Origin of the sequence: Salinarimonas sp., assembly GCF_046292825.1 — a bacterium.
Classification (GTDB): Bacteria; Pseudomonadota; Alphaproteobacteria; order Rhizobiales; family Beijerinckiaceae; genus Salinarimonas.
Genome location: NZ_JBKBQG010000055.1, coordinates 1 through 24,674, shown reverse-complemented (window position 1 = coordinate 24,674; position 24,674 = coordinate 1). Strand labels below are relative to the sequence as shown.

Annotated in this window: 21 protein-coding genes; 14 read left to right on the top strand and 7 right to left on the bottom strand. The window is 71.2% G+C overall.

Annotated features, from left to right (window positions below; all coding sequences use genetic code 11):
- Positions 1-285 precede the first annotated feature (285 nt).
- The 5 genes from ACK4UM_RS18735 (at position 286) to ACK4UM_RS18715 (ending at position 7,313) form a co-directional block, all read left to right on the top strand.
- On the top strand, positions 286-1,869 hold the full coding sequence (locus ACK4UM_RS18735) for an ABC transporter permease subunit (protein WP_409802358.1): 1,584 nt from the start codon (positions 286-288) through the stop codon (positions 1,867-1,869).
- On the top strand, positions 1,869-2,582 hold the full coding sequence (locus ACK4UM_RS18730) for an ATP-binding cassette domain-containing protein (RefSeq protein ID WP_409802357.1): 714 nt from the start codon (positions 1,869-1,871) through the stop codon (positions 2,580-2,582). Before ACK4UM_RS18735 ends, ACK4UM_RS18730 begins: the two co-directional genes overlap by 1 nt.
- 60 nt (positions 2,583-2,642) lie before the next feature.
- Positions 2,643-3,413 carry a TVP38/TMEM64 family protein gene (locus tag ACK4UM_RS18725; protein ID WP_409802356.1) on the top strand — a complete coding sequence of 257 codons (771 nt, stop codon included), beginning with the start codon at positions 2,643-2,645 and terminating at the stop codon, positions 3,411-3,413.
- A gap of 102 nt (positions 3,414-3,515) precedes the next feature.
- Entirely contained in the window at positions 3,516-6,023 is a 2,508-nt protein-coding gene (locus ACK4UM_RS18720) for an FAD-dependent oxidoreductase (protein ID WP_409802355.1), read from the top strand.
- Between the two features lie 36 nt (positions 6,024-6,059).
- Entirely contained in the window at positions 6,060-7,313 is a 1,254-nt protein-coding gene (locus ACK4UM_RS18715; protein ID WP_409802354.1) for a sarcosine oxidase subunit beta family protein, read from the top strand.
- A gap of 53 nt (positions 7,314-7,366) precedes the next feature.
- On the opposite strand, the gene ACK4UM_RS18710 is transcribed toward ACK4UM_RS18715, so the two are convergent.
- Positions 7,367-7,717, bottom strand: a complete 351-nt coding sequence (locus ACK4UM_RS18710; RefSeq protein ID WP_409802353.1) for an endonuclease domain-containing protein — start codon at positions 7,715-7,717, stop codon at positions 7,367-7,369.
- Between the two features lie 599 nt (positions 7,718-8,316).
- Between ACK4UM_RS18710 and ACK4UM_RS18705 the strand changes: the two genes are divergently transcribed.
- Genes ACK4UM_RS18705 through ACK4UM_RS18695 form a run of 3 tightly spaced genes read left to right on the top strand, consistent with a single transcriptional unit; the run spans position 8,317 to position 12,228 of the window.
- Positions 8,317-8,619, top strand: coding sequence for a sarcosine oxidase subunit delta (locus ACK4UM_RS18705; protein WP_409802352.1), 303 nt, complete (start codon positions 8,317-8,319; stop codon positions 8,617-8,619).
- The gene (locus tag ACK4UM_RS18700) at positions 8,616-11,615 is read left to right on the top strand and encodes a sarcosine oxidase subunit alpha family protein (RefSeq protein WP_409802351.1); all 3,000 of its coding nucleotides are present in this window, start codon (positions 8,616-8,618) and stop codon (positions 11,613-11,615) included. Before ACK4UM_RS18705 ends, ACK4UM_RS18700 begins: the two co-directional genes overlap by 4 nt.
- Complete coding sequence (locus ACK4UM_RS18695; RefSeq protein WP_409802350.1) at positions 11,608-12,228, top strand: sarcosine oxidase subunit gamma; 621 nt, start codon at positions 11,608-11,610, stop codon at positions 12,226-12,228. Before ACK4UM_RS18700 ends, ACK4UM_RS18695 begins: the two co-directional genes overlap by 8 nt.
- Before the next feature lie 11 nt (positions 12,229-12,239).
- Here ACK4UM_RS18695 and ACK4UM_RS18690 read toward each other — a convergent pair whose 3' ends face one another.
- The 5 genes from ACK4UM_RS18690 to ACK4UM_RS18670 all read right to left on the bottom strand — a co-directional run bounded on the left by ACK4UM_RS18690 (position 12,240) and on the right by ACK4UM_RS18670 (position 18,156).
- Positions 12,240-12,809, bottom strand: a complete 570-nt coding sequence (locus ACK4UM_RS18690) for a hypothetical protein (RefSeq protein WP_409802349.1) — start codon at positions 12,807-12,809, stop codon at positions 12,240-12,242.
- A 129-nt stretch (positions 12,810-12,938) separates the two neighbouring features.
- On the bottom strand, positions 12,939-14,264 hold the full coding sequence (locus ACK4UM_RS18685; RefSeq protein ID WP_409802348.1) for a TRAP transporter large permease subunit: 1,326 nt from the start codon (positions 14,262-14,264) through the stop codon (positions 12,939-12,941).
- Between the two features lie 4 nt (positions 14,265-14,268).
- Positions 14,269-14,775: a TRAP transporter small permease subunit gene (locus ACK4UM_RS18680; protein WP_409802347.1), complete on the bottom strand. Its 507-nt coding sequence runs from the start codon at positions 14,773-14,775 to the stop codon at positions 14,269-14,271.
- 11 nt (positions 14,776-14,786) lie between these two features.
- The gene (locus ACK4UM_RS18675; protein ID WP_409802346.1) at positions 14,787-15,884 is read right to left on the bottom strand and encodes a TRAP transporter substrate-binding protein; all 1,098 of its coding nucleotides are present in this window, start codon (positions 15,882-15,884) and stop codon (positions 14,787-14,789) included.
- A gap of 445 nt (positions 15,885-16,329) precedes the next feature.
- Positions 16,330-18,156 (bottom strand): potassium/proton antiporter, encoded by a 1,827-nt coding sequence (locus ACK4UM_RS18670; RefSeq protein ID WP_409802345.1) that lies wholly within the window; start codon positions 18,154-18,156, stop codon positions 16,330-16,332.
- 228 nt (positions 18,157-18,384) lie between these two features.
- Between ACK4UM_RS18670 and ACK4UM_RS18665 the strand changes: the two genes are divergently transcribed.
- The 6 genes from ACK4UM_RS18665 to ACK4UM_RS18640 all read left to right on the top strand — a co-directional run bounded on the left by ACK4UM_RS18665 (position 18,385) and on the right by ACK4UM_RS18640 (position 23,845).
- Positions 18,385-18,906, top strand: a complete 522-nt coding sequence (locus ACK4UM_RS18665) for a PAS domain-containing protein (RefSeq protein ID WP_409802344.1) — start codon at positions 18,385-18,387, stop codon at positions 18,904-18,906.
- Positions 18,881-20,266, top strand: a complete 1,386-nt coding sequence (locus tag ACK4UM_RS18660; protein ID WP_409802343.1) for a methyl-accepting chemotaxis protein — start codon at positions 18,881-18,883, stop codon at positions 20,264-20,266. The genes ACK4UM_RS18665 and ACK4UM_RS18660 overlap by 26 nt, the downstream gene beginning before the upstream one ends.
- Before the next feature lie 119 nt (positions 20,267-20,385).
- A complete protein-coding gene (locus ACK4UM_RS18655; RefSeq protein WP_409802342.1) occupies positions 20,386-21,738 on the top strand; it encodes an aspartate aminotransferase family protein in 1,353 nt (450 codons plus the stop codon).
- 16 nt (positions 21,739-21,754) lie between these two features.
- Positions 21,755-22,303 (top strand): isochorismatase family protein, encoded by a 549-nt coding sequence (locus tag ACK4UM_RS18650; RefSeq protein WP_409802359.1) that lies wholly within the window; start codon positions 21,755-21,757, stop codon positions 22,301-22,303.
- Between the two features lie 389 nt (positions 22,304-22,692).
- Entirely contained in the window at positions 22,693-23,274 is a 582-nt protein-coding gene (locus ACK4UM_RS18645; protein ID WP_409802341.1) for a helix-turn-helix domain-containing protein, read from the top strand.
- 13 nt (positions 23,275-23,287) lie between these two features.
- The gene (locus ACK4UM_RS18640) at positions 23,288-23,845 is read left to right on the top strand and encodes an N-acetyltransferase family protein (RefSeq protein WP_409802340.1); all 558 of its coding nucleotides are present in this window, start codon (positions 23,288-23,290) and stop codon (positions 23,843-23,845) included.
- Here the strand turns inward: ACK4UM_RS18640 and ACK4UM_RS18635 are convergent.
- On the bottom strand, positions 23,829-24,674 hold an 846-nt coding region (locus ACK4UM_RS18635; protein WP_409802339.1), incomplete at its 5' end, for a hypothetical protein. The two genes, ACK4UM_RS18640 and ACK4UM_RS18635, sit on opposite strands and share 17 nt — an antisense overlap.

The following is a 24,674-nucleotide window of genomic DNA, read 5'->3' as shown; positions in this document are numbered from 1 at the left end:
ACGCCCCTTCGACCCTTCGGGTCGAATGACCCCATCCGTCTCCGACCCCTGTTCGGGGTCGGAGCCACCTTCCCCTGAGGGGAAGGAGAGGGAGCGTCCTGTTCGCGTCGACGGCATGCGGGAAACACGATGTGTGCACTCCGTAGCCCGTAGGGGAGCGTGGACGCTCGAGCGGAGCGACAGCGTCCGGGTGGGGCACGAGGCTTGTCGGACGATCTCCGCGCGACGGGCCCCACCCGACCCCCGTCGCTTCGCTCCGGGGGCCACCCTCCCCTCCGGGGAGGGATGAGGAAGGACGAGAACATGATCGGCGCCGCGCGCGCGCTCCTGCATCCGGGACCGATCGTCCTCGCGGGTCTCCTCGCGCTGGGGGCGGTCGCGTTCGGGGCGCTCGTCGCGGCGGCGGGGGCGGCGGCGCCGGATCTGACGCTCGGGCCTTATCTGCGGCGCGTCATCGCCTTTTCGGTGGCGCAGGCGGGCCTCTCGACGATCCTCTCGCTCGCCCTCGGCGCCGCGCTCGCGCTGGCGCTGGCGCGACGGCACTTCCCGGGCCGATCGCTCGTGCTGGCGCTCGTGGGCGCGGCGGTCGTGATGCCCTCGATCGTCGTCGTCTTCGCGGTGGTCGCAGTCTTCGGCCGCGCGGGCCATCTCGCCGATCTCCTCGCGCTCCTCGGGCTGCCGCCGCCGCCGCGGATCTTCGGCTGGCCGGGCATCCTCGTCGCGCACGTCTTTCTCAACGCGGCGCTCGCGACGCGGGTCTTCCTCGAGGCGCTCGCGCGCGCGCCCGCCGAGCATTGGCGGCTCGCCGGCATCCTCGGCTTCGGGCCTGCCGCCACCTTCCGCCATCTCGACTGGCCGATCCTGAAGAACGAGATCCCGGGCCTCGCCGGGCTCGTTTTCCTCCTGTGCTTCACGAGCTTCGCGATCGTGCTGACGCTGGGCGGCGGCCCCGGGCGGGCGACGCTCGAGGTCGCGATCTTCCAGGCGCTGCGGCTCGAGCTCGATTTCGGCCGCGCCGCGTTTCTCGCCGCAATCCAGCTCGCGATCTGCCTCGTCCTCGCGCTCGTCCTGCATCGGACCGTGCGCCGCGCGCCCGTCGGCGCGACGACCCGCCTGCCCGAGCGGCGCCCGGACGCCGCCGATCGCCGCCTGCTGGCGCTCGATTGCCTCGTGATGGGTATCGCCGCGCTCCTCTTCCTGCCGATCCTCGCGAGCACGCTCGCGGCCGCTGCCCATCTGCCGCGCGTCCTCGATGCCGATCTCGCGCGTGCCGCAGCGACGAGCCTCGCGATCGCGCTCGCCTCCGCGAGCCTCGCCTGCGCGATGGCGCTTGCGCTCGGGGCGGGCGCGCGGCGGGCGCGGGCGCGGGGCGGGACCGCGCTCGCCTTCGATCTCGCACCGACGCTCGTTCTCGCGATCCCGCCTTTCGCGCTGACGGCGGGGCTGTTCCTCCTCCTGCGCGGGCGCGTCGCGCCCTTCGAGGCGGGTCTGATCCTGCTCCCCCTCGTCAACGCGCTCGGTGCGCTGCCCTTCGCCTATCGCCTCGTCGCACCGGCGCTCGCCACGACCGGCGAGCGCTACGGGCGGCTCGCGGCGATGCTCGGCATGAGCGGGCGGGCGCGGCTGCGGATCGTCGATTGGCCGAGCCTGAAGCGGCCCCTCGCCGGCGCCTTCGCCATGGCGGCGGCGCTCTCGCTCGGCGATTTCGGCATCGTCGCGCTCTTCGGCGGCGGGCAGTTGCGCACGCTTCCCTTCCTCGTCTACGAGCGGCTCGGCGCCTATCGTCTCGACGAAGCGGGCGCGATCGGCCTCCTCCTCGTCGCGGGCGCGGCCGCGCTCGCCTGGCTCTCGCTCCGGCTGTCCCGCTGATGCTCGTCGTCGACGCCTGCACGCTCACCTATCCGGGCTTTTCAGCCCGCTACGATCTCACGGTCGCACGCGGCGCGATGGCGGCGGTCGTCGGCCCCTCGGGCGGGGGCAAGACGACGTTGCTCTCGATGATCGCCGGCTTCGAGACGCCGGCCTCGGGCGCGCTCTCCTTCGACGGCGCCTCGCTCCTGGCGCTGCCGCCGGCCAAACGCCCGGTCGCCATGGTGTTCCAGGATCACAATCTCTTTCCCCATCTCACCGCATTCGAGAACGTCGCGCTCGGCGTCTCGCCCGCGCTGCGGCTCGACGCGGTCGGGCGCGCGCGGGTGGCGGAGGCGCTCGCGTCCGTCGATCTCGCCTCCCATGCCGACAAGCGCCCGCAGGCGCTCTCCGGCGGCCAGCGCCAGCGCGTCGCGCTCGCCCGCGCGCTCGTCTCGCACAAGCCCCTCCTCCTCCTCGACGAGCCCTTCGGCGCGCTCGATCCCGGCCTGCGGCGGGAGATGATCGGCCTCGTCGACGCGCTGCGCCGCGCGCACGGGCTGACGATCGTCATCACCATCCACACGCCCGACGACATCGTGGACGTGGCCGACGCCCTCGCCTTCGTCGCGGACGGGCACGTCGTCGCCCACGGGACGCCGCGCGCGGTTCTGCAAGCGGATCGCCACCCGGCGATCGCCGCCTTCGTCGGGGGCCCACGCGCGGGATCGTGAGCGCGGATCGCCACGAGGGCTGCTACAAGCCGTCGCAGGACACGAAGGGACAGGGGCGCGATGCAGGACGACCGAGAGACCGACGATGGGCCGGAACGCGCCGCGACGCCCGCCGCGAAGCGACCGCTCGCGCGCCGCCTCGCGCCGCTCGCGATCCTCGCTCTCGTCGTCGGCGGCGCCTATGCCGCCGGGCTCCACGAGCATCTGAGCCTCGACACGCTCGCGCGGGAGCACGAGCGCCTGTCGCGCTTCGTCGCCGACAATTTCCTCCTCGCCGCGGGGGCCTACGTCCTCCTCTACGTCGTCGTCGTCGCGGCCTCGCTGCCGGGGGGCGCGATGATGACGGTCACCGGCGGCTTCCTGTTCGGCACGGCCTTCGGCACCGTGTTCGCCGTCACCGGCGCGACGATCGGCGCGACCGCGATCTTCCTCATCGCCCGCACCGCGCTCGGCGACGTGCTGCGCGAGAAGGCGGGCGGGGCGCTCGCGCGGATGGCGGAGGGCTTTCGCAAGGACGCGTTCAACTATCTCCTCTTCCTCCGGCTCGTCCCGGCCTTCCCCTTCTTCGTGATCAATCTCGCGCCCGCTTTTCTGGGCGTGCGCACGCGCACCTACGTCGCCGCGACCGCGATCGGCATCGTGCCGGGCACCTTCGTCTTTGCGAGCGTGGGCGCGGGCTTCGGATCCGTGCTGGCGCAGGGCGGGGAGATCTCGCTTTCGGGCGTGCTGACGCCGCAGGTGGCGACCGCGCTCGTCGGCCTCGCGGTGCTCGCGCTCGTCCCCGTCGCGGTGAAGCGGTTTCGCGCGCGAGGCGGCGCCGCTCCGTCCTGAGGGGGGCATGGCGCAACCGCGACATTGCGTGTCGCTCGCACGCAAGATCGCATGCCGGACGCGCGCGAGCATTCCCGCCTCTGTCGACGCGGGGAGGCTCTCATGCGCAGTCGGGCACGGGTCGTGGTGATCGGCGGCGGCGTCGTCGGCGTCTCGACGCTCTACCATCTCGCGAAGAAGGGCTGGTCGGACGTCGTCCTCCTCGAGCGCAAGGAGCTGACCTCGGGCTCGACCTGGCACGCCGCGGGGCTGCTGCCTCTGTTCAATCTGAGCTATTCCGTCGGGCAGCTGCACAAATATTCCGTCGCGCTCTACGGCGCGCTCGAGGCGCTGACCGGGCAGGACGTCGGCTTCCGAAAGGTCTCGAACATCCGCCTCGCGCGCACGGCCGACCGCTGGGACGAGTTCCTGCACTACAAGGGCATCGCCGACACGATCGGCGTGCGCGTCGAGGTGCTCACCCCCGACGAGATCGCCGCTCTGTGGCCGCTCGCGCGCATGGACGGCGTCATCGGCGGCATCCGCCATCCGGACGACGGCTACATCCAGCCCGCCGACCTCACCCAGGCGCTCGCCATCGGCGCGCGGGCGCTGGGCGCGGAGATCCATCGCCACACGGCCGTCGTCGCGATCGAGCGCGCGGACGGGCATTGGCTCGTGCGCACGGATGCGGGCGACATCGCCTGCGAGCACGTGGTGAGCGCGACGGGCTCCTTCGCGCGGCGCACGGGGGCGATGGTAGGGCTCGACATCCCCGTTCTGCCGGTCGAGCACCAATACATCGTCACCGAGCCGCATCCGGCGCTCCTCGCGCGGCGGCGCGCCGGGGAGCCGGAGATGGGCGTGCTGCGCGAGGCGGATTCGTCCTGGTACCTGCGCGAGGAGGCCGGCGGCTTCATCCTCGGGCCCTACGAGACGGGCGCGCCGGCCTGCTATCTCGACGGGCCGGACGCGCAATCGGAATACGAGCTCTTCCAGGAGGATCTCGAGCGGCTCGCGCCGCATATCGAGGCGGCGATCGCGCGGGTGCCGGCCTTCGGCGAGGTCGGCGTGAAGAAGGTCTACAACGGCGCCATCGCCTACACGCCGGACGGCAGCCCGATCGTCGGGCCGGCCTGGGACCTCCCGAATTTCTGGCTCAACGAGGGCCATTCCTTCGGCATCACGGCCGCGGGCGGGGCGGGCTGGCAGCTCGCGGAATGGATCGTCGAGGGCGAGCCGACGATCGACATGGTCGGCGTCGATCCGCGCCGCTTCGGCCCCCACGCCACGCGCGGCTATCTGAAGGCGAAGGCCGAGGAGGCCTATGCCAACGTCTTCACCGTGCATTATCCGGACGAGGAGCGCGCCGCCGCGCGACCCTTGCGCCGCTCGCCCTGCTACGAGCGGATGGCGGCGCTCGGCGCGGTGTTCGGCGCGTCCTACGGCTGGGAGCGGCCGAACTGGTTCGCGCCCCCGGGCTACGGGCTCGACGAGGCGGACCTCGCCAAGCCCGACACGCTCCTGCGCGAGAACCACCCACCCGTGGCGCCGGGCGAGCGCCCGCGCGAGCGCTGGAGCTTCCGCCGCTCGAACTATTTCGAGCCTGTCGGTCGCGAAGTGCGCCACGTCCACGAGGCGGTGGGGCTGCAGGACCTCTCGGCCTTCGCCAAATACGAGGTGACCGGCCCGGGCGCGGAGGCCTTCCTCGAGCGCATCCTCGCCAACCGCATGCCGCGCAAGGTGGGCCGCATCGTCCTCGCCCACATGCTGAGCGCGCGGGGCGGCGTGCGCGCCGAGTTCACGGTCCTGCGCGAGGGGCCCGAGCGCTTCTACCTCGTCGGCATGGGCTCGGCCGAGCGGCACGATCTCGATTGGCTGACGAAGCTGCGCCCGCGCGACGGCTCGGTCGACATTGCGCGGGTGACGACGCAGATCGGCGTGCTCGCACTCGTCGGCCCGCATGCGCGTGCGGTGCTCGAGGCGGTAACGAGCGCGGACGTGTCGAGCGCGGCGCTGCCCTGGCTGTCCGGGCGGACGATCGACGTCGGGCACGCGACGACGCGGGTCTTGCGGGTGAATTTCGTCGGCGAGCTCGGCTACGAGCTGCACCACCCGATCGAGATGCAGAACACCGTCTTCGACATCCTGATGGAGGCCGGCCGCCCCTACGGCATCGCGCCCTACGGCATGCGCGCCATGGAGTCGATGCGCCTCGAGAAATCCTATCGCGTGATCCCGCGCGAGCTCTCGATCGAGTATTGCGCGCTCGAGAGCGGGCTCGACCGTTTCGTGGCCCTCGACAAGGGCGATTTCCTCGGCCGCGAGGGGCTCATCGCCTGGCGCGAGCGCGGGCTCGCCAACCGGTTCGTGACGCTCGAGGTCCACGACGTCGTGGATGCCGACGCACGCGGCAACGAGCCGCTCTATTCCGGCGGGAAGCTCGTTGGCCGCGCGACGTCGGGCGGTTATGGTTGGCGCGTCGGCAAATCCCTCGCGCTCGCGATGGTCGCGCCGGAGGCGGCCGAGCCGGGCACGCAGCTCGACATCGTCGTCCTCGGCAAGACCCTGCGCGCGGTCGTTCTGGACGAATCGCCCTTCGATCCGCAGAACGTCCGCCTGCGGGCGTGAGGAATCGGCCGCGCGCGACGTGAACGGACCTTCGCCATGAGACGCTTCTCCCTCGCGAGCCTCCTCGCCTCCGCGACGCGCGGGCACGAAGACTGGCCGCGCCAATGGCGCGCGCCCGAGCCGAAGGCGTTCTACGACGTCATCGTGGTGGGCGGCGGCGGGCACGGGCTCGCCACCGCCTATTACCTCGCCAAGGTCCACGGAATCTCGAACGTCGCGGTGCTCGAGAAGGGCTGGATCGGCGGCGGCAATACGGGCCGCAACACGACGATCATCCGCTCGAACTACCTCTACGACGAGAGCGCGCACCTCTACGAGCACGCGATGAAGCTCTGGGAGGGGCTCTCGCAGGAGCTGAACTACAACGTGATGTTCTCCCAGCGCGGGGTGATGATGCTCGCGCACAACATCCACGACGTGCAGGTGTTCAAGCGCCACGTCTATGCGAACCGACTCAACGGCATCGACAACGAATGGCTGTCGCCGGAGGAGGCGAAGGCCTTCTGCCCGCCGCTCTCGATCGACCCGCGCGCCCGCTATCCCGTGCTCGGCGCCGCCCTCCAGCGCCGCGGCGGCACCGCGCGTCACGACGCGGTCGCCTGGGGCTATGCGCGCGCGGCCGACGCGCTCGGCGTGGACATCATCCAGAATTGCGAGGTGACGGGCTTCATGCGCCGCCCCTCGGGCGAGGTCTTCGGCGTCGAGACGACGCGCGGACCGATCCTCGCCGGTCGCGTCGGCGTCGTCGCGGCGGGGCACACGAGCGTCATCATGGAGCGCGCGGGCGTGCGGATGCCCTTGCAGAGCTTTCCGCTCCAGGCGCTCGTCTCGGAGCCGGTGAAGCCGGTCTTCCCCTGCGTCGTGATGTCGAACGCGGTCCACGCCTACATCTCGCAATCGGACAAGGGCGAGCTCGTGATCGGGGCGGGGACCGACCAATACGTGTCCTATTCGCAGCAGGGCGGGCTGCAGATCACGACCCATACGCTCGACGCGATCTGCGAGATCTTCCCGCAATTCTCGCGCATGCGGATGCTGCGCAATTGGGGCGGCATCGTCGACGTGACGCCGGACCGCTCGCCGATCATCGGCAAGACGCCCGTGCCCAATCTCTACGTGAATTGCGGCTGGGGCACCGGCGGCTTCAAGGCGACGCCGGGCTCGGGCCACGTCTTCGCCCACACGCTCGCCACCGGCGAGCCCCACCCGATCAACGCCCCCTTCACCCTCGACCGCTTCCGCACCGGCCGCCTCATCGACGAAGCCGCCGCCGCGGCGGTGGCGCATTGAGGAGGGCGACGATGGGGGCGCGAATCGGCCACACGACTGCGCGTCGGTGTTCGTCATCGCGGCCGGTGATGCGCCTCCAGTCGCGCATGGATCGTGTCCATCACCATGGCCATCTCGAACGCGACCTCGCGGTTCTGAAAGCGCAGGATGTGAAATCCGAGGGCGCGGAGATGCGCGTCTGGCGCAGTGTCGCCGACCGACACCGGATCGCAGCCATGCTGCGCGCCGTCGACCTCGACGACCAGGCGCGCGCGGAGACAGGCGAAATCGACGACGAAGCTCGCGATCGGTACCTGCCGACGAAAATGGTAGCCGGCTTTTCTGATCTCGCGCAGGCGAACCCAGAGCCTTGCCTCGTGCGGCGTCATCCGCTTCCGAAGGGCTCTCGCGACTTCGATCGGCACCTTGGCAGCGGGTCGGCGAGGGTGAGGCACGGCCTGCTCCTCTTGTCGGTTTTCGACATAGTGGCGAACGCACGAATGGATTGCAACACTTTGGCCTTCGCCTCGTGGATCCGGCCGCCTCACCCGTCGCAGCGATCTCTCCTTCCCCTCAGGGGAAGGTGGCTCCGACCCCGAACAGGGGTCGGAGACGGATGGGGTCTTTCGCTCCGAAGGAGCGAAGGGGCGTTGGGCTTCTCCGTACGTAAGGCGCTCTTTCACGACGCCCCTTCGCCGCTTGCGCGGCGAATGACCCCATCCGACCCGTCGGCTGCGCCGCCGGGCCACCTTCCCCTGAGGGGAGGGAGAGGGGGTGGCGCCCGGGTCGACGCTCGCGAGCTCTCCCAAGAGGCGAAGCTTGGGACTTCTCGTTGCGCGAGGAGTGGTCTGCCGAGGCTCGACATGGTGACGAGCGCACGAATGGATCGCGACGCCGGCGCTATCGTCGTGCGGAGCAAGCCGCGTCGCAAAGCGCCGGGATCTCTCCTTCCCCTGAGGGGAAGGAGAGGGGGGGGCGCTCGGGTCGACGCTCGCAGCCTGCCGGGAAGGAGAAGGGGTTCGCCATGCTCATGATCACCTGCCCCTGTTGCGGGAAGCGGCCCGAAATCGAGTTTCGGTATGGCGGGCAGGCGCATGTCGCGCGGCCGGCGGATCCGGCGACGCTCGACGATGCGCAATGGGCGGCGTTCCTGTTCCATCGCGACAATCCCAAGGGCGCGTATGCCGAGCGGTGGTTGCATGCGCATGGCTGCGGGCGCTGGTTCAACGCGATCCGCGACACGCATTCGGATCGCATCCTCGCGACCTATCCGGCGGGCGCGCCGATGCCCGATCTCGCGACGCTCCAGGGGGAGGGGACACGATGAGCGGGCAAGCCTTCCGCCTGCCGAGCGGCGGACGCATCGACCGGACGCGCCCCGTGGCGATCCGCTTCGACGGCGAGACCTATCGCGGCTATGCCGGCGACAGCGTCGCGAGCCTGCTCCTCGCCAACGGCGTCCACCTGATGGGCCGCTCGTTCAAGTACCACCGCCCGCGCGGGCTCCTGTCGCACGGATCGGACGAGCCGAACGCGCTCCTCGAGGTAGAGCGCGGCCCCGGGCGGCGCGATCCGAACAACCGCGCGAGCCTGGTCGCGGCGACGGAGGGGCTCGTCGTCGCCTCGCAGAACCGCTATCCCTCGCTCGCCTTCGATCTCGGCGCGATCAACGATCGTCTCGCGCCTATCTTCGCCGCTGGCTTCTACTACAAGACCTTCATGTGGCCGCGCGCCTTCTGGGACCGCGTCTACGAGCCCGTGATCCGCGCGGCCGCGGGCCTGGGCCGGGCGCCGGAGGGGCCGGATCCGGATCGCTACGCCAACCGGCACGCGACCTGCGAGGTGCTGATCGTCGGCGCGGGCCCCGCCGGCCTCGCCGCCGCGCTCGCCGCCGCGCGCTCGGGCAAGCGCGTGATCCTCGCCGACGAGCAATCCGAGCCCGGCGGCGCGCTGCTCCACGAGCGCTCCGCCACGCTCGAGGGCAAGCCCGCGCAGGATTGGCTCGCGGAGGCGCTCGCCACCCTCGACGCGCACGAGAACGTCACCATCCTGCCGCGCACCACCGCCTTCGGCTATTACAACCACAACCACGTCGTGCTGGTGGAGCGTGTGTCCGATCATCTCGGACGCGAGGCGCCCGCCAAGGATCTGCCGCGCGAGCGGCTCTGGCAGGTGCGCGCCGAGGAAGTGGTGCTCGCGACGGGCGCCCACGAGCGCCCGCTCGTCTTCCCCGACAACGACCGGCCGGGAATCATGCTCGCCGAGACGTTGCGCGTCCTCGTCAACCGCTACGCGGTCGCGCCGGGGCGGCGGATCGCGATCGCGACTTCGAGCGCCTCCGCCTATAGCGTCGCGCACGATCTGCGATCGGCGGGGCTCGAGGTGGTCGTGGTCGACATGCGCGCGGAGGCCGCGTGCTGGCGCGATGCCCAGGACGCGCGCGCCGTCGGCATCGAGGTGGCGAGCGGGCACACGATCGTCGGGACGACGGGACGGCGGCGGGTGAGCGGGCTCGTCGTCGCGCCGCTGCGGGCGGACGGCAGCGTCGGCCATCGCCGCCGCATACCCTGCGATTGCGTGGGCATGTCCGGCGGCTGGACGCCCGCCGTCCACCTCTTCTCGCAATCGCGCGGCAAGCTCGCCTACGACGAGGCGCGCGACCTCTTCGTGCCGGGCGCGAGCGTGCAGGCGGAGCGCTCGGCGGGCGCGGCGCGGGGCGATTTCGACCTCGAATCCTGCCTCGCCGGCGGCTGGGCGGCGGGGCTCGAGGCCGCCGGGCTCGCGCCCGAGCCGCGCGCCTTCGCGGCGAGCGAGACACGCACCGGTTTTTCGCCCGTCCGCGCTCTGCCGCGTGATGCCGAGGCGCAGGGCAAGCGCGCTTTCGTCGATTTCCAGAACGACGTCACGCAGAAGGATCTGGCGCTCGCGGTCCGCGAGGGCTTCACCGCGATCGAGCACGTCAAGCGCTACACGACGACCGGCATGGCGACGGACCAGGGCAAGACGTCGAACATGAATGCGCTCGGCCTCGTCGCGCAGATGCGCGACGTGCCCGTCCCGGCGATCGGCACCACCACCTTCCGCCCGCCCTACACGCCCGTGAGTTTCGGCGCGCTCGTCGGCCCCAATCGCGGCGACCTGTTCGACCCCGTCCGCCGCACCCCGATCCACGATTGGGCGGAAGGCCGCGGCGCGGTGTTCGAGCCGGTCGGGCTGTGGCGCCGGGCGCTGTATTTTCCGAAGCCCGGCGAGGACATGGAGGCGGCGGTCGCGCGCGAATGCCGCGCGGTGCGCAAGGACGTCGGCCTGTTCGACGCCTCGACGCTCGGCAAGATTGAGGTCGTGGGGCCGGACGCGGCCGAGTTCATGAACCGGATCTACGTCAATGCCTGGTCGAAGCTCGCGCCCGGCAAATGCCGCTACGGCGTGATGTGCAAGGAGGACGGCTTCGTCATGGACGACGGCGTCGTCGCGCGCCTCGCCGAGGATCGCTTCCACGTCACCACGACGACCGGTGGCGCCGCGCGCGTGCTCGCCCATATGGAGGACTATCTCCAGACCGAGTGGCCGGACCTGCGCGTGTTCCTCACCTCCGTCTCCGAGCAATGGGCGGTGATCGCGCTGCAGGGGCCGAAGGCGCGCGCGGTGCTCGCGCCGCTCCTCGACGACATCGACATCGCGCCCGACGCCTTCCCGCACATGTCGGTGCGCGAGGGCCACATCCTCGGCGTGAGGACGCGGCTCTTCCGGGTGTCGTTCACCGGCGAGCTCGGCTACGAGATCAACGTGCCGGCGGATTATGCCCGCGCGATCTGGGAGGCGGTCCACGAGGCCGGGCGTCCGCACGGCATCACCCCCTACGGCACGCAGACGATGCACGTGCTGCGTGCCGAGAAGGGCTTCGTCATCGTCGGCCAGGAGACCGACGGCACCGTGACGCCCGACGATGTCGGGCTTTCCGGCATGGTGGGACGAGCCAAGAGCGACTTCGTCGGCAAGCGTTCGCTCGCACGCCCCGATCTCGTCGCGCCGGGGCGCAAGCAGCTCGTCGGGATCTTCACGGAGGATCCGGACATCGTCCTCGACGAAGGCGCGCAGATCGTCGTCGACCCGGGAGCGCCCGTGCCGGTGCCGATGATCGGCCACGTCACCTCGAGCTATCGCAGCGAGACCTGCGGCCGCTCGATCGCGCTCGCCCTCGTCGCGGGCGGGCGCGAGCGCGTCGGCGAGCGCGTCTTCGTCACGCTCGCGCGCGGTTTCGCGAGCGCCCGTATCGTCGAGCCGGTCTTCTACGATCGCAGCGGAGAGCGCGTCCATGCATGACATCGTGTCGAAGGCGACGGCGCAGTCGTCGCGGGCTCAGGCGCTGCGCCCGCACGTCCACCGCACGCCCGCGATCGCGCCGGCGCCGGTCCTGGTGGGGGAGGGGGCGCGCGCGCTCGCGATCCGCCCGCTCGCGCCGCAGATCCGCCTCTCGCTGCGCCTGCGGCCGGGGAACGCGCCGCCGGAGGACGGCACGCTCGCAGCATCGCTCCTCGGGATGGCGACGAATTCCTTCGCGCAAACCGGCGCCCGCGCGCTGATGCGGCTCGGCCCGGACGAATGGCTCCTGCGAGAGGAGGGCGAGGACGCCTCCGCCGCGGCCCGCGCGATCGCGGCGGCGCTCGGCGACACGTTCCACGCCCTCGTCGACGTGTCTCATCGCAATGTGGGCTTTTCGGTCGAGGGCGCATGCGCGCACGCGGCGCTCGCCGCGGGCTGCCCCCTCGACCTCGCCCCCGCCGCCTTCCCCGAGGCGACCGCGACGCGCACCGTCCTCGGCAAGGCCGAGATCGTGCTGCTGCGCCGGGGGGAGGGGCATTTCGAGGTGGAATGCTGGCGCAGCTTCGCCGATTACGTGCGCGACTTCCTGGTGACGGCCGCGCGGGACGTTTGAGCGGTCGTCGCTCAATCGTCGAAGTCGGTCATGGGAAAGGCGATCGCGACGTTCTCGAGGGAGCGCGAGCGCTCGTTCGTCGGACGCTCGCCGTAGCCGACGGCGAGGCTCAGCGAGAGCCTGGCGGCGCTCGACCGGGTCACGTCGGGTGCGAGGAAGGACATCTGGACGTTCGCCGACGCGCCCGGCTGCAGGAAGAGGAAGCTCGCGGCAGGCAGATACCCGTTCACGTTCGTCAGGCACCATTCGATGCGGTTCACCGCGAGCGAGTTGCACGTCGCGACGCCCAGCACCCCGCCGAGCGTGTAGGCGGAACCCGCATTGTCCAGGGCGGCAGGCTCGGGGCCGACCATGGCGACGTAGATCGGGCCCTCGGTCAGGTTGACGATCCGTGCGCCCGCATTGAGCTGCTTGCCGTCGGGGCTCGGCTTCAGGATCTCGACATGGACGCCGACGCCGCCGTTTTCCACCACGCGGCTCGCGGCGAAGAGCCCGTCCGGGCACTCCCCGGCCGCCGGTGTGCCGCAGAGCGCGACGAGGATCGCCACGCTCGACGCGGCGGTACGAAAAGCCTTGGACACGACACGCGCTCCTCTCTCGGGTGACCGCGCGGCGGCGTCCGAAGGGTCCGCGGCCGAGCGATCTCGACGCGAGCAAGCTACCTCGGCACCACTTTAGGATTCGTGAATGTACGACCAGAGCTAGAGCGCCTACCACCCGATCGCGCGCGGCAGCCAGGTCGCGAGGTCCGGGATCGCGAAGAGGATCGCGAGCGCGAGGAGCTGGAGGCCGATGAAGGGGATGACGCCGCGATAGATGTCCCCCGTCGTCACGCCGGGCGGCGCGACCCCCTTCAGGAAGAACAAGGCCCAGCCGAAAGGCGGGGTGAGGAAGGACGTCTGCAGGTTGAGGCAGATCAGGATCCCGAGCCAGACCATGTCCACCTGCGCCGCGATGAAGAAGGGCAGGAAGAGCGGCAGGGCGATGTAGGTGATCTCGATCCACTCGAGGAAGAAGCCCAGCACGAAGACGAGCGCGAGGAGGAAGACGAGCGCCCCCGTGGTGCCCCCCGGCACGAGCTCGAACACGCGCGCCACCATGTGCTCGCCGCCGAGCCCGCGGAAGGCGAGGCCGAAGACCTGCGCGCAGATGAGGATGAAGAACACCATCGCGGAGATGAGGAGCGTCCCGCGCGCGACCTCGCCGAGGAGGCGGACCGAGAGCTTGCCCGTGAGAAGCGCCATCGCGAGCGCGCCGAGCGCTCCCATCGAGGCGGCCTCCGTCGGCGCCGCGACCCCCCCGACGATCGAGCCGAGCACCGCGATCACGAGGCCGATCGGCGGCGCGACCGAGACGACGACCTTGCGCGCGAGCGCCCCCCGGGAGAGCGCGGCGCGCTCGTCCGCCGGGATCGGCGGGGCGAGATCGGGGCGGATCGCGGCGAAGACGAGGATCGCGATCACGTAGATCGCGGCGAGCACGAGGCCGGGGATCATCGCGGCGGCGAACATCGTGCCGACGCTCTCGCCCAGGATGTCGGCGAGGAGGATGAGGACGAGGGAGGGCGGGATGATCTGGCCGAGCGTGCCGGACGCGCAGATCGCGCCCGTCGCGAGCCCCTTGTGGTATCCGCGCCGCAGGAGCGCGGGCAGCGTCAGGAGGCCGAGCGTCACGATGGTGGCGCCGACGATGCCGGTCGCCGCGCCGAGCAGCACGCCCACCAGAATGATCGCCACCCCCATGCCGCCGCTGATGCGCCCGAAGAGATGCCCGATCACGTCGAGCAATTCCTCCGCGAGGCGCGATTTCTCCAGCATCACTCCCATGAACACGAAGAGCGGAATCGCCATCAGCGTGTAGTTCGTCACGACGCCGTAGATCCGCGCCGGGACGAGGTTGAAGAGGAGCGGCCCGAAGCCGAGATAGCCGAAGACGAGCGCCGAGCTCGCGATCGCGATCCCGACGGGAATGCCGATCATCAGCAGGCCGAAAAACGCGCCGATCATGCCGAGCGCGAGCATCTCGTTGCCGGTCATGGGCTCACGGACTCCTTGGGCCGAGGAAGGCGTGGCGCAATGCATGCGCGAGGCCCTGCATGGCGAGCAGCACGAAGCCGAGCGGCACGAGCCCCTTCAGCACGAAGCGCGCCGGCAGCCCGCCGGGATTGGGCGAGCCCTCGCCGATGCGGAAGGACTGCATCACGAAGGGGATCGACAGCCGCACCATCCAGACGGCGAAGATCACGAGGAGGAGCCCCGTCACAATCTCGATGATGCGGCGCACGAGCGCGGGAAAGCGCTCGAACAGGACGTCGACCCGCACCTGCTCGCCCTGCAGGAGCGCGTAGGACATGCCGAACAGCGCGATCGGCGAGATCAGGTGCCATTCGAGCTCCTGCAGCCACATCGCGCCGGTGCGGAAGAAGTAGCGCGCGAGCACGCTGCCCGCGACGAGCAGGACGAGCGCGACGCAGGTCCAGGCGGCGAGGCGGCCGAACAGGTCGACGACCGCCTCCAGGATGTCGACGAGACGGCGGAGGAGAGCCACGCGGGCGGCCCTCAGACGCCGAGGATCGTCTTGTGCCAGGGGCCTTCGCTGATGCCCGCCCAACGGTCGTGATCGGCCTTGAACGCCATGTAGCTGTCGTGCACCTTGCGGACCATCGGGGCGCGCGCGGCCTCGGTCTCGAGCACGTCCATCGTCGCCTCGCGCAGACGCTCGACGACGGGTTGCGGCAGAACGGTGGCGGTGACGCCGTGGTTCTCGATGAGATCGGTCAGCGCCGCGCCGTTCACGGCCTCCGACCAGGCGACGCTGTCGAGCGTCGTCGCCTTGGCGGCGGCGCGCACCATCGCCTGGAGATCGGAGGGCAGCCGGTCCCAGGCGGCCTTGGCGATCACGAGTTCGCCCGTCGTCGCGGGCTCGTGCCAGCCGGTCGTGTGGTAGAACTTCGCCGCGTTGTGGAGGCCGAGCCGCCGGTCCTGGTAGGGGCCGACGAATTCGGCCGCGTCGATGACGCCGCGCTCCAGCGCCGGAAAGATCTCGCCGCCGGGCAGGACGCGCGCGTCGACGCCGAGCTCGCCGTAGACCCGCGCGGCGAGCCCCGGAATGCGCATGCGCAGGCCCTGGAACTGCGAGACGTCCTCGATCGGCTCGCGGAACCAGCCCGTCATCTGGACGCCGGTATTGTTGATCGGGAAGGCGACGAGGCCGAAGCTCTCGTAGACCTCCTGCCAGAGCTCGAGCCCGCCGCCGTGGTAGAGCCAGGCCATGTGACCCATGAAGCTCATGCCGAAGGGCACGGTGGTGAAGTACTGCGCCGCGAAGGTCTTGCCGGACCAGAAATAGGAATTGGCCGCGTTCGCCTCGACCACGCCGGCGACCACCGCGTCGAAGCCCTCGAAGGCCGGGACGAGCTCGCCCGCGGCGAAATGCTGGAAGGTGAGCCGCCCGCCCGACATCTCGGCGATCGCCTCGATCATCGCCGTCGGACTGCCCGGGCCCACGGTGTAGAAGGGGGAATTGGGGCCGTAGGCGTTCGTCATCTTGAAGGCGAAGCGCTCCTGGGCGCGCGCGACGCTCGGTGCCGCGACGGCGGCCGTGCCGGCGAGCGCGGCGCCGGCGATGGACTTCGTGAGGAATTCGCGACGTTGCATGGTCAGGTCCTCCGCATGTCGATGCTCGAGGGCCTGCTTTGCAGGAGCGATGCCAAGTCGCGCGGTGCCTCCGGCCGAGCCGTGGACGACGGGAGCGGACCTGGCTTTCCCCCGCGTTTCTCATGTGCTTTCCGTAAGGGAGCCGCGATCGGCGCCGTGGCAGGTCCGACGGGGCGACCAATCCGTATGCGATTGCATGCCGCTCGCGCAGGCGCCCCCTGCCCAGCTGACGTGCATCTGCCGTCTTTCTGACATGTCAGCTCGTCTCGCGCGGATGCGCGTCGTCGATCGAGGGGAGGGTGGACGGTTTCGGCAGAGGTGATCCGGTCGGGCACCGGCGCTCCCGCCCGTCCCCCTCGGGAGGAATTCAGGCGAAGCCCGAAGGCGGGGTGCGGGCGTGCGGACGACGCGGTTCGGTGACCCGCCGCAGGGCGCCGATCCCGCTTCAGGGCCGCGGTCGCGACGAGGACCGGGGGCGCCCGGCCGTGCCTGAGCCACGCCTTCGGCGGATCGTCGCCCGGAGCCGATCGAGCAGGGCCGCGAGGCGCGAGGTCTCCTCGGTCGCGCGGTCGAGCGCGAGGCCGAGTTCGCCGACGCCGCCCGAGAGATCGACCGCGCGCACGATGATGTCGACCTCGCCGCAGGCGACGCGGTCGCCGACCTCGACCGAGCCGCCGAGCCGCTTGACCACGAAATCGCGGAGCGGGATCGCCGGATCGACGCCGCGCGGGGGCGTCACGTCGTAGGTCTCGATCACCTGGGCGAGCGTCGCCGCGGGATCGAGCGCGAACTCGCCGAAGAAGTCGTGATCGTCCGGATCGACGGGCGCGGAGCCCGCGAAGAGGCGGTCGAGCAGGCGCGCGTAACGCGGGGCGATGAACATGTAGACGTAGTCGCCCTCCTGCAGATGGCCCGCGTATTGGTAGCGCATCGACTGCCCGTCGCGGATGACGAGTGAGGGCCGCGCCCAGCGCGGCAGCCGCTCGCCGGCGAGGACGGGGCTGCCCGCCACGACGTGGTAGACGACGAGTTCGTGATGCTCCGATCCCGGCAATTCGAGCTCGACCCGCTCCACCGGGCCGATGCGGCGCGGCACCAGCACGCCGAGCCAGCGCGCGAGCGGGCGGATCGTCCAGCCCTGGAGAAGGAGCGAGGTGAGGACGATGATGAAGGCCGTGTTGAAATAGAGCGCGCCGTTGGGCACGGCGGCGAGGATCGGGATGATGCCGAGCAGGATCGACACCGCCCCGCGCAGGCCCACCCAGCCGATGAAGAGCGTGTCCGCCCGCGAATAGCGGAACGGCAGGAGGCAGAGCCACACGGCGAGCGGGCGCCCGACGAAGGCGAGGAAGAGCGCGAGCGCGATCGCCGGCAGCGCGATCGCGGGGAATTGCGAGGGGCTCGCGAGGAGGCCGAGCATAAGGAACATCGCGATCTGCGCGAGCCAGGTGATCCCCTCCTGGAAGCGCCGCAGGGGCACCGCCCCCGGCATCGGCCGGTTGCCGGCGACGAGGCCCGCGACGTAGGCCGCGAGGAAGCCCGAGCCGCCGACGAGCCCCGTGATCGAGAAGACGAGGAGCGCGAAGGCGAGGATCGCGATCGAGTTGAGCGCGCCCTCGAAGCGCAGACGATTGGCGAGCCACACGATCGCGGAGCCGCCGACGAGGCCCGCCCCGAGGCCGACGCCCATCTGTCGGACGAAGCCGACGAGGAGATCGTGCACGGCGCCGTCGCCGCTCCCGCTCGCGACGATCTCCACGAGGACGATGGTCAGGAAGATCGCCATCGGGTCGTTCGAGCCGGATTCCACCTCGAGCGTCGAGCGGACGCCCTCGCGGATGCGGATGCCGCCGACGCGCAGGAGGAAGAACACGGCGGCGGCGTCGGTCGAGGACACGATCGCGCCGATCAGCATCGCCTCGGCGAGCGGCAGGCCGAACAGGAAGTGGGCGGGCAGACCCACGAGCGCGGTCGTCAGCACGACGCCGAGCGTCGCAAGCACGATCGCCGGCGCGGCCGAGCGCCGGAAGGCGCGGAAGGAGGTGCCGAACCCCGAATCGAACAGGATCACCGCAAGCGCGAGGCTGCCGAGGAAATAGGCGGCTTCCGCATCCTGGAATTGGATGCCCAGCCCGCTCTCGCCGGCTGCGAGGCCGACGCCGAGGAAGATCAGGAGGAGCGGCGCGCCGAAGCGGAAGGCGAGGAGGCTCGTGACGATGGTCGCGATGACGAGCGCGCTCCCGATCAGGATCGGCGCATACATCCACTCCATCCCCGCCAAAGCCTCCCGATGCGAAACCGGAGCCGCCCGCCGCGGGCCCGTCCGTCAGTGTGGGCGTGGCGGGGCGCGCAAGTCAAAGCCGCGTCCGACGCGCGAGCGGCAGGAGGGCGCGCGCGCCCATCCGCACGAATCCGGACGGCGCGCATCTTCAGCAGTTCTTAGCAGACGCGGCGCCATAGCTGAGCCCGCGAATTCCAGACAAGTCGTGAGCGCCCCGCGATGCGATACGCAATTGCCCCGACCCGCCGGGAGGTCTTCTTCGATCCCGACGATCTCATCGTTTCCAAGACCGATCTCAAGGGAAGAATATCCTACGCGAACCGGACCTTCTGCACGATATCCGGCTATACGGAAGCGGAGGTCATCGGCCAGCCGCACGCGATGATCCGGCATCCGGACATGCCGCGCGCCGTGTTCAAGCTCCTGTGGGACGCGATCCTGAAGGGCGAGGAGATCTTCGCCTACGTCAAGAACATGACCAAGGCGGGGGACCATTATTGGGTCTTCGCGCACGTCACGCCCTCCTTCGACGCGCAGCGCCGCGTCTGCGGCTTCCACTCGAACCGCCGCGTGCCGAAGCGCGCCGCGCTCGCCGCGATCGAGCCGCTCTATGCGGAGCTCTCCGGCATCGAGGCCGCCCATTCGAACGCCAAGGAGGGGCTCGCCGCCTCCTTCTCGCGCCTGTCCGCCATCGTCGCCGCCAAGGGTGAGAGCTATGATCGGTTCGTCTTCTCTGTCTGAGGCGGGTCTCGCGATCGGCGCCGCCGGCGTCCTCGGGCTCGGGGCGGCGCTCGCGGGGCCGACGCTCGGCACGGGCGTCGCGCTGGGGCTCGGCGGCGCGAGCCTCGCGAGCGCGGTCGTGGCGGGGCTCTGCCTGCGCCGCGCCGCGCGTGCGATCGAGCACTCGCGCGCGGTGATCGCCCGCATCGGGCGCGGCGATTTCGAGGCGCGGCTGATCGGCATCCGCGAGCGCGGCGGGCTCGGCGCGCTGATGCACCAGGTCAACGACACGACCGACCGCATCGACGCCTTCGTGCGCGAGGCCGCGGCCGCGATGGACGCGGTCCGCCACAACAAGTATTTCCGCCGCATCCTGCCCGACGGCCTCGGCGGCTCGCTGGCGAACGCCGCCTCGATCATCAACGAGGCGACGGAGGTGATCGAGCACCGCGTCGCGGCCTTCAACGCCTCGACCGCCGATTTCGAGGCGGCGATCGACGGGATCGTGACGACGCTCGCCCAATCCTCGAGCGCGATGGGCGACCTCGCGCGCAATCTCGAGAGCGGGGCGGCGACGACGAACGCGCGCGCCAGCGCGGTCGCCGCCACCTCCGAGGAGATGGCGATCAGCGTCGAGAGCGTCGCGTCGGCGGCGACCCAGCTCTCGGCCTCCGCGCAGGAGGTGGTCGCCGAGGCGCAGCGCTCGGCCGAGCGCGCGAAACAGGCCGTGGCGCGCGCCGACCAGACGCAGGCGGCGATGCGCGGGCTCTCCGACGCGGCCGAGCGGATCGGCAAGGTGGTCGAGCTCATCAACGCGATCGCCCAGCAGACGAACCTGCTCGCGCTGAACGCCACCATCGAGGCGGCCCGCGCAGGCGAGGCCGGCAAGGGCTTCGCCGTCGTCGCCTCCGAGGTGAAGACGCTCGCCGGGCAGACGGCGAAGGCGACCGACGAGATCGCCGCCCAGGTCGAGGCCCTGCAGAGCGCGACCGCGGCGGCGGTGTCCGCGATCGACGAGATCGGCGGGCTGATCGGTCAGATCGACGAGGCGAGCGCGCAGATCGCGGGCGCCATCGAATCGCAGACGGCGGCGACGAGCGAGATCGCCCGCAACGTCGAGCAGGCCTCGGCGGGCACCCGCGAGGTCACCGCCAACATCCACGGGGTCAGCGACAGCGTCCACGAGGCGCGGGCGACGGCGAGCGCGGTGCTCGGCGCGGCCGGCGAGGTCCAGTCTCAGGGCGGGCGGCTCGGCGAGGAAGTCCGCGCGTTCTTGGTGGCGCTGCGGCGCGGTCCGCTCGACCGGCGCAAGGAGGAGGATCCGAACTATGCCGGGCCGGAGCGCCGTGCGGAGCGGCTCGCGGTGCGCTCGGCGGCGTGAGCGGATCGACGCGGCGGGGATGCCAAGCCGGGTCTTCGCGCGAATGGCCTTTGGCGTGCGTCCCTTCCCCTGCTAGCATCGCCCGGAAGACCACACGAGCGAACCGAACGAGGATCCCGATGGCGAGCGCGACGAATCTGCGGGTTGTGAGCGATGCACACACGCCCAACGACCTCGATTCCTGGTGGCTGCCGTTCACGGCCAACCGGGCCTTCAAGGCGCGTCCGCGGCTGATCTCGCGCGCCAAGGGCATGCACTACTACACGCCCGACGGCCGCGCGGTGATCGACGGCGTCGCGGGCCTGTGGTGCTGCAATGCCGGCCACAATCGCGACGAGATCGTCTCGGCGATCCAGGCGCAGGCGCAGGATCTCGACTTCGCCCCCGCCTTCCAGTTCGGCCATCCGCAGGGCTTCGCCGCGGCCGCCCGCATCGCCCAGCTCGCGCCGGGCGATCTCGAACACGTCTTCTTCTGCAATTCGGGCTCGGAGGCGATCGACACGGCGCTGAAGATCGCGCTCGCCTATTGGAACGTGTCCGGCCAGGGCCAGAAGACGCGGCTGATCGGGCGCGAGCGCGGCTATCACGGGGTGGGCTTCGGCGGCATCTCGGTCGGCGGCATCGTCAACAATCGCAAGTTCTTCGGCTCGCTGCTCGCCGGCGTCGACCACCTGCCGGCCACCTATTCGCGCGAGCACCAGGCCTTCACCAAGGGCGAGCCCGAATGGGGCGCGCATCTCGCCGACGAGCTCGAGCGGATCGTGACGCTCCACGACCCCTCGACCATCGCCGCCGTCGTCGTCGAGCCGATGGCGGGCTCGACGGGCGTGCTGCCGCCGCCGAAGGGCTATCTGAAGCGCCTGCGCGAGATCTGCGACAAGCACGGCATCCTCTTGATCTTCGACGAGGTGATCTCCGGCTTCGGCCGCCTCGGCTTCGCCTTCGCCGCCGAGCGCTACGGCGTGATCCCCGACATGATCACCTTCGCCAAGGCCGTGAATTCGGGCACGGTGCCGATGGGCGGCGTGATCGCGAGAAAGCACGTCTACGACGCCTTCATGAAGGGCCCCGAGCACGTCATCGAGCTCTTCCACGGCTACACCTATTCCGGCCATCCGCTCGCCTGCGCGGCGGCGATCGCGACGCTCGACGTCTATCGCGAGGAGAAGCTGTTCGAGCGCGCGCGGGCGATGGAGCCGGTCTGGGCGGACGCGATCCATTCGCTGAAGGACGAGCCGGGGGTGCTCGACATCCGCACGCTCGGCCTCGTGGCGGGCATCGACCTCGCCTCGCGTCCCGGCGCCTTCGGCCAGCGCGCCTTCGAGGCGATGGACAAGGGCTTCCACGACGAGGGGCTGATGATCCGCATCACCGGCGAGACCATCGCGCTTACCCCGCCGCTGATCATCTCCGAGAACGAGATCGACGAGATCGTCGAGAAGCTGCGCCGCCTCATCCGCGCGACCGCCTGAGGCGCGCGCCGTGCTGATGCGCCGCGAGCGGGGGCTCCTCCTCGTCGTCGACTTCCAGGAGCGGCTCCTGCCCGCGATCCCGGACGGGGAGGGGGCGCTCGCCCGCGGCGCGTTCCTCGTCGCCGTCGCCCGCCGGCTCGGCGTGCCGATCCTCGTGACCGAGCAATATCCGCAGGGCATCGGGCACACCGTCGCGGCGATCGGCGAGGCCCTGCCGGACGCTGCGCGGGTGTTCGAGAAGAGGGCCTTCGGCGCGCTCGGCGAGCCCGCCATCGCCGCCGTTCTGGAGGATCTGCGCCGCGAGGGGCGCGATCAGGTGATCCTGTGCGGGACGGAGGCGCATGTCTGCGTTCTTCAGACGGCGCTCGGCCTGCGCGAGCGTGGTTTTACGGTCTTCGTCGCCTCCGACGCGGTGGCGAGCCGCGCCGCGCGCGATCTCAACCCCGCCACCGCCCGCCTCCTCCACGCCGGCTGCCATTGGGTGAGCGCGGAGATGGTCGCCTTCGAATGGATGGGTCGCTCCGACATCCCGGAATTCAAGGACGTGCTCGCGCTGATCAAGTGAGGCGCGCATCCCTCCCCGTAGGAGAGGGTGGCCCCTGAGCGCAGCGAAGGGGTCGGGTGGGGCACGTCGCTTGGAGGACGCTCTCCATCCGGGCCCCACCCGGCCTTTCTCGCTTTGCTCGAAAGTCCACCCTCCCCTCCGGGGAGGGATGGGCGCGCGGAATCCCTCCCCTTAGGGGAGGGTGGCCCCTGAGCGCAGCGAAGGGGTCGGGTGGGGCACGAGGGTTGGAGGACCCTCTCCGCCCGGGCCCCACCCGGCCTTTCTCGCTCCGCTCGAAAGTCCACCCTCCCCTCCGGGGAGGGATGGGCGCGCGGAATCCCTCCCCTCCGGGGAGGGATGTTTTCGCTTGCCGCTTGACTCCAGGATACCGGACGATATCCTCCACTATCATGGAAAACGCATCCGACATCGACACCCGCCTCGGCACCCGCATCAAGGCGCTGCGCAGCGCGCAGGGGCTCAGTCTCGATGCGCTCGCGGGCCGGGCGGGGGTGAGCCGGTCGATGATCTCGCTCGTCGAGCGCGGGGAGGCGAGCCCGACCGCGGCGGTGCTCGACAGGCTCGCGGCCGGGCTCGGCACCACGCTCGCGGCGCTCTTCGCCGAGGAGGCGCGCGCGGACGGGGAGCCGGTGTCGCGGCGGTCCGAACAGGCCGCCTGGCGCGACCCGCAGACGGGATATCTGCGCCGCAACCTGTCGCCGCGGGGCTTTCCCTCGCCGATCGAGCTCGTGGAGGTCGAACTGCCGGCCGGCACCCGCGTCGCCTACGATGCGGCCTTCCGCAGCGCGCCCGTGCATCAACAGGTCGTGGTGCTCGCGGGCACGCTCGTCCTCGGCATCGGCGAGGAGACGCATCGGCTCGAGGCGGGGGACTGCATCGCCATGCGGCTCGATCGCCCGACGATGTTCCACAATCCGGGGGCGGAGCCCTCGCGTCATCTGGTGGCGCTCGTGGTCGAGCGCGGGATCTGATCGGGAGGGGGCGATGGAGGGGGATCATCGGGTGCGGTCGCTGAGCGGCGAGGAGGTCGCGGCGCGCGCGGAGGCGCTCGGCGCCATCCTCCTCGACTGCATCGCGGGAGGCGCCTCGATCGGCTTCATGGCCGGGACGTCGCGCGAGGCCGCGCGACGCTTCTTCGAGGAGGCGGGCGCGGCGGTGGCGCGGGGCGAGCGCGTGCTCCTCGTCGCGGAGGCGCCGGACGGGACGCCGATGGGCACGGTGCAGGTCGGCTTCGCGCCGCAGGACAACCAGCCCCATCGCGGGGACCTGTTCAAGATGCTCGTCGCGCGCCGCTATCGCCGGGCGGGCATCGGCGCGGCGTTGATGGCGGCGGCGGAGGCGGCCGCGCTGGCGGCGGGTCGCGACCTCCTCGTCCTCGACACGGGCACGCCCGAGGCCGCGCGGCTCTACGAGCGCGCCGGATGGCGCAGGGTCGGCATGGTGCCGCGCTACGCGCTGAACCCGGACGGCTCCGTCTGCGACACGACCTTCTATTACAAGGACCTGCGCGGCGCAGGCGGCACCCTCACGGCCGCTCGCTGACGCTCGCTCCGCTCGGGTCCTCGCCGGCGCTCGCGATGTAGCCCTTCAGCTCGTCGAGGGAGGCGAACCAGAGCTTGCCGTCGGGCGTGTCCGCCTCGATCGAGCCGTCTGAATACATCGTGTAGGTGTTGGCGCCGGAGGAATAGGTGCCGACGATCACGGGTTCTTCCGAGAGCGGCTCCTCGGGCGGGGGCTCTTCGGGCGAAGGCGCCTCGGGAGCCGCTTCGGCGGACGCAAGCAGGGGCTCCTCGGGCGGCGGCTCGAGCGCGGCTTCGGCGCGGTCGGCGGGGGCGGCCTCCAAGCGCTCGGCTTCGTCGTCGGTCTGCGCGAGCGCGGCGATGGGCGGCTCCTCGCGGGGCTCCGTCTCGTCGGGCCAGCGCGCGGGCTCGGCGACGGGCTCGTCGACGGGCTCGTCGACGGCGGGCTCCTCGGCGGGAGGGATCTCGACGGGAGGCATTTCCAAGGGGAGCTCGTCGGCGGGGGGCTGCTCCTCGGCGTGCGCCTCGCTGGCGAGCTCCTCCGCTGTCGCCCGCTCCGGGAGCGGCGGCGGGGGCTCCTCCGGGAGCGTGAGCGGGAGGAGGGGGCTCGGCTCCTCTCGGGTCGACTCCTCTCGGCTCGGCTCCTCGCTGGCCGGTTCCTCGCGCGGCGGCTCCCGACGAGAGGACGCCCCGGCGGCGCCGCCGGCCTCGGGCAGGGCGGCGCCGAGCGCCAATCCGCCGAGCCCGAGCGCCGCGGCGGAGGGCGGCACGGCCGGAACGTCGCGCGGCGCGCGCTCGCCGGGGCCGGGCTCGGGCGCCGTATCGGCGAGCACGGGACGCTCGGACGGACG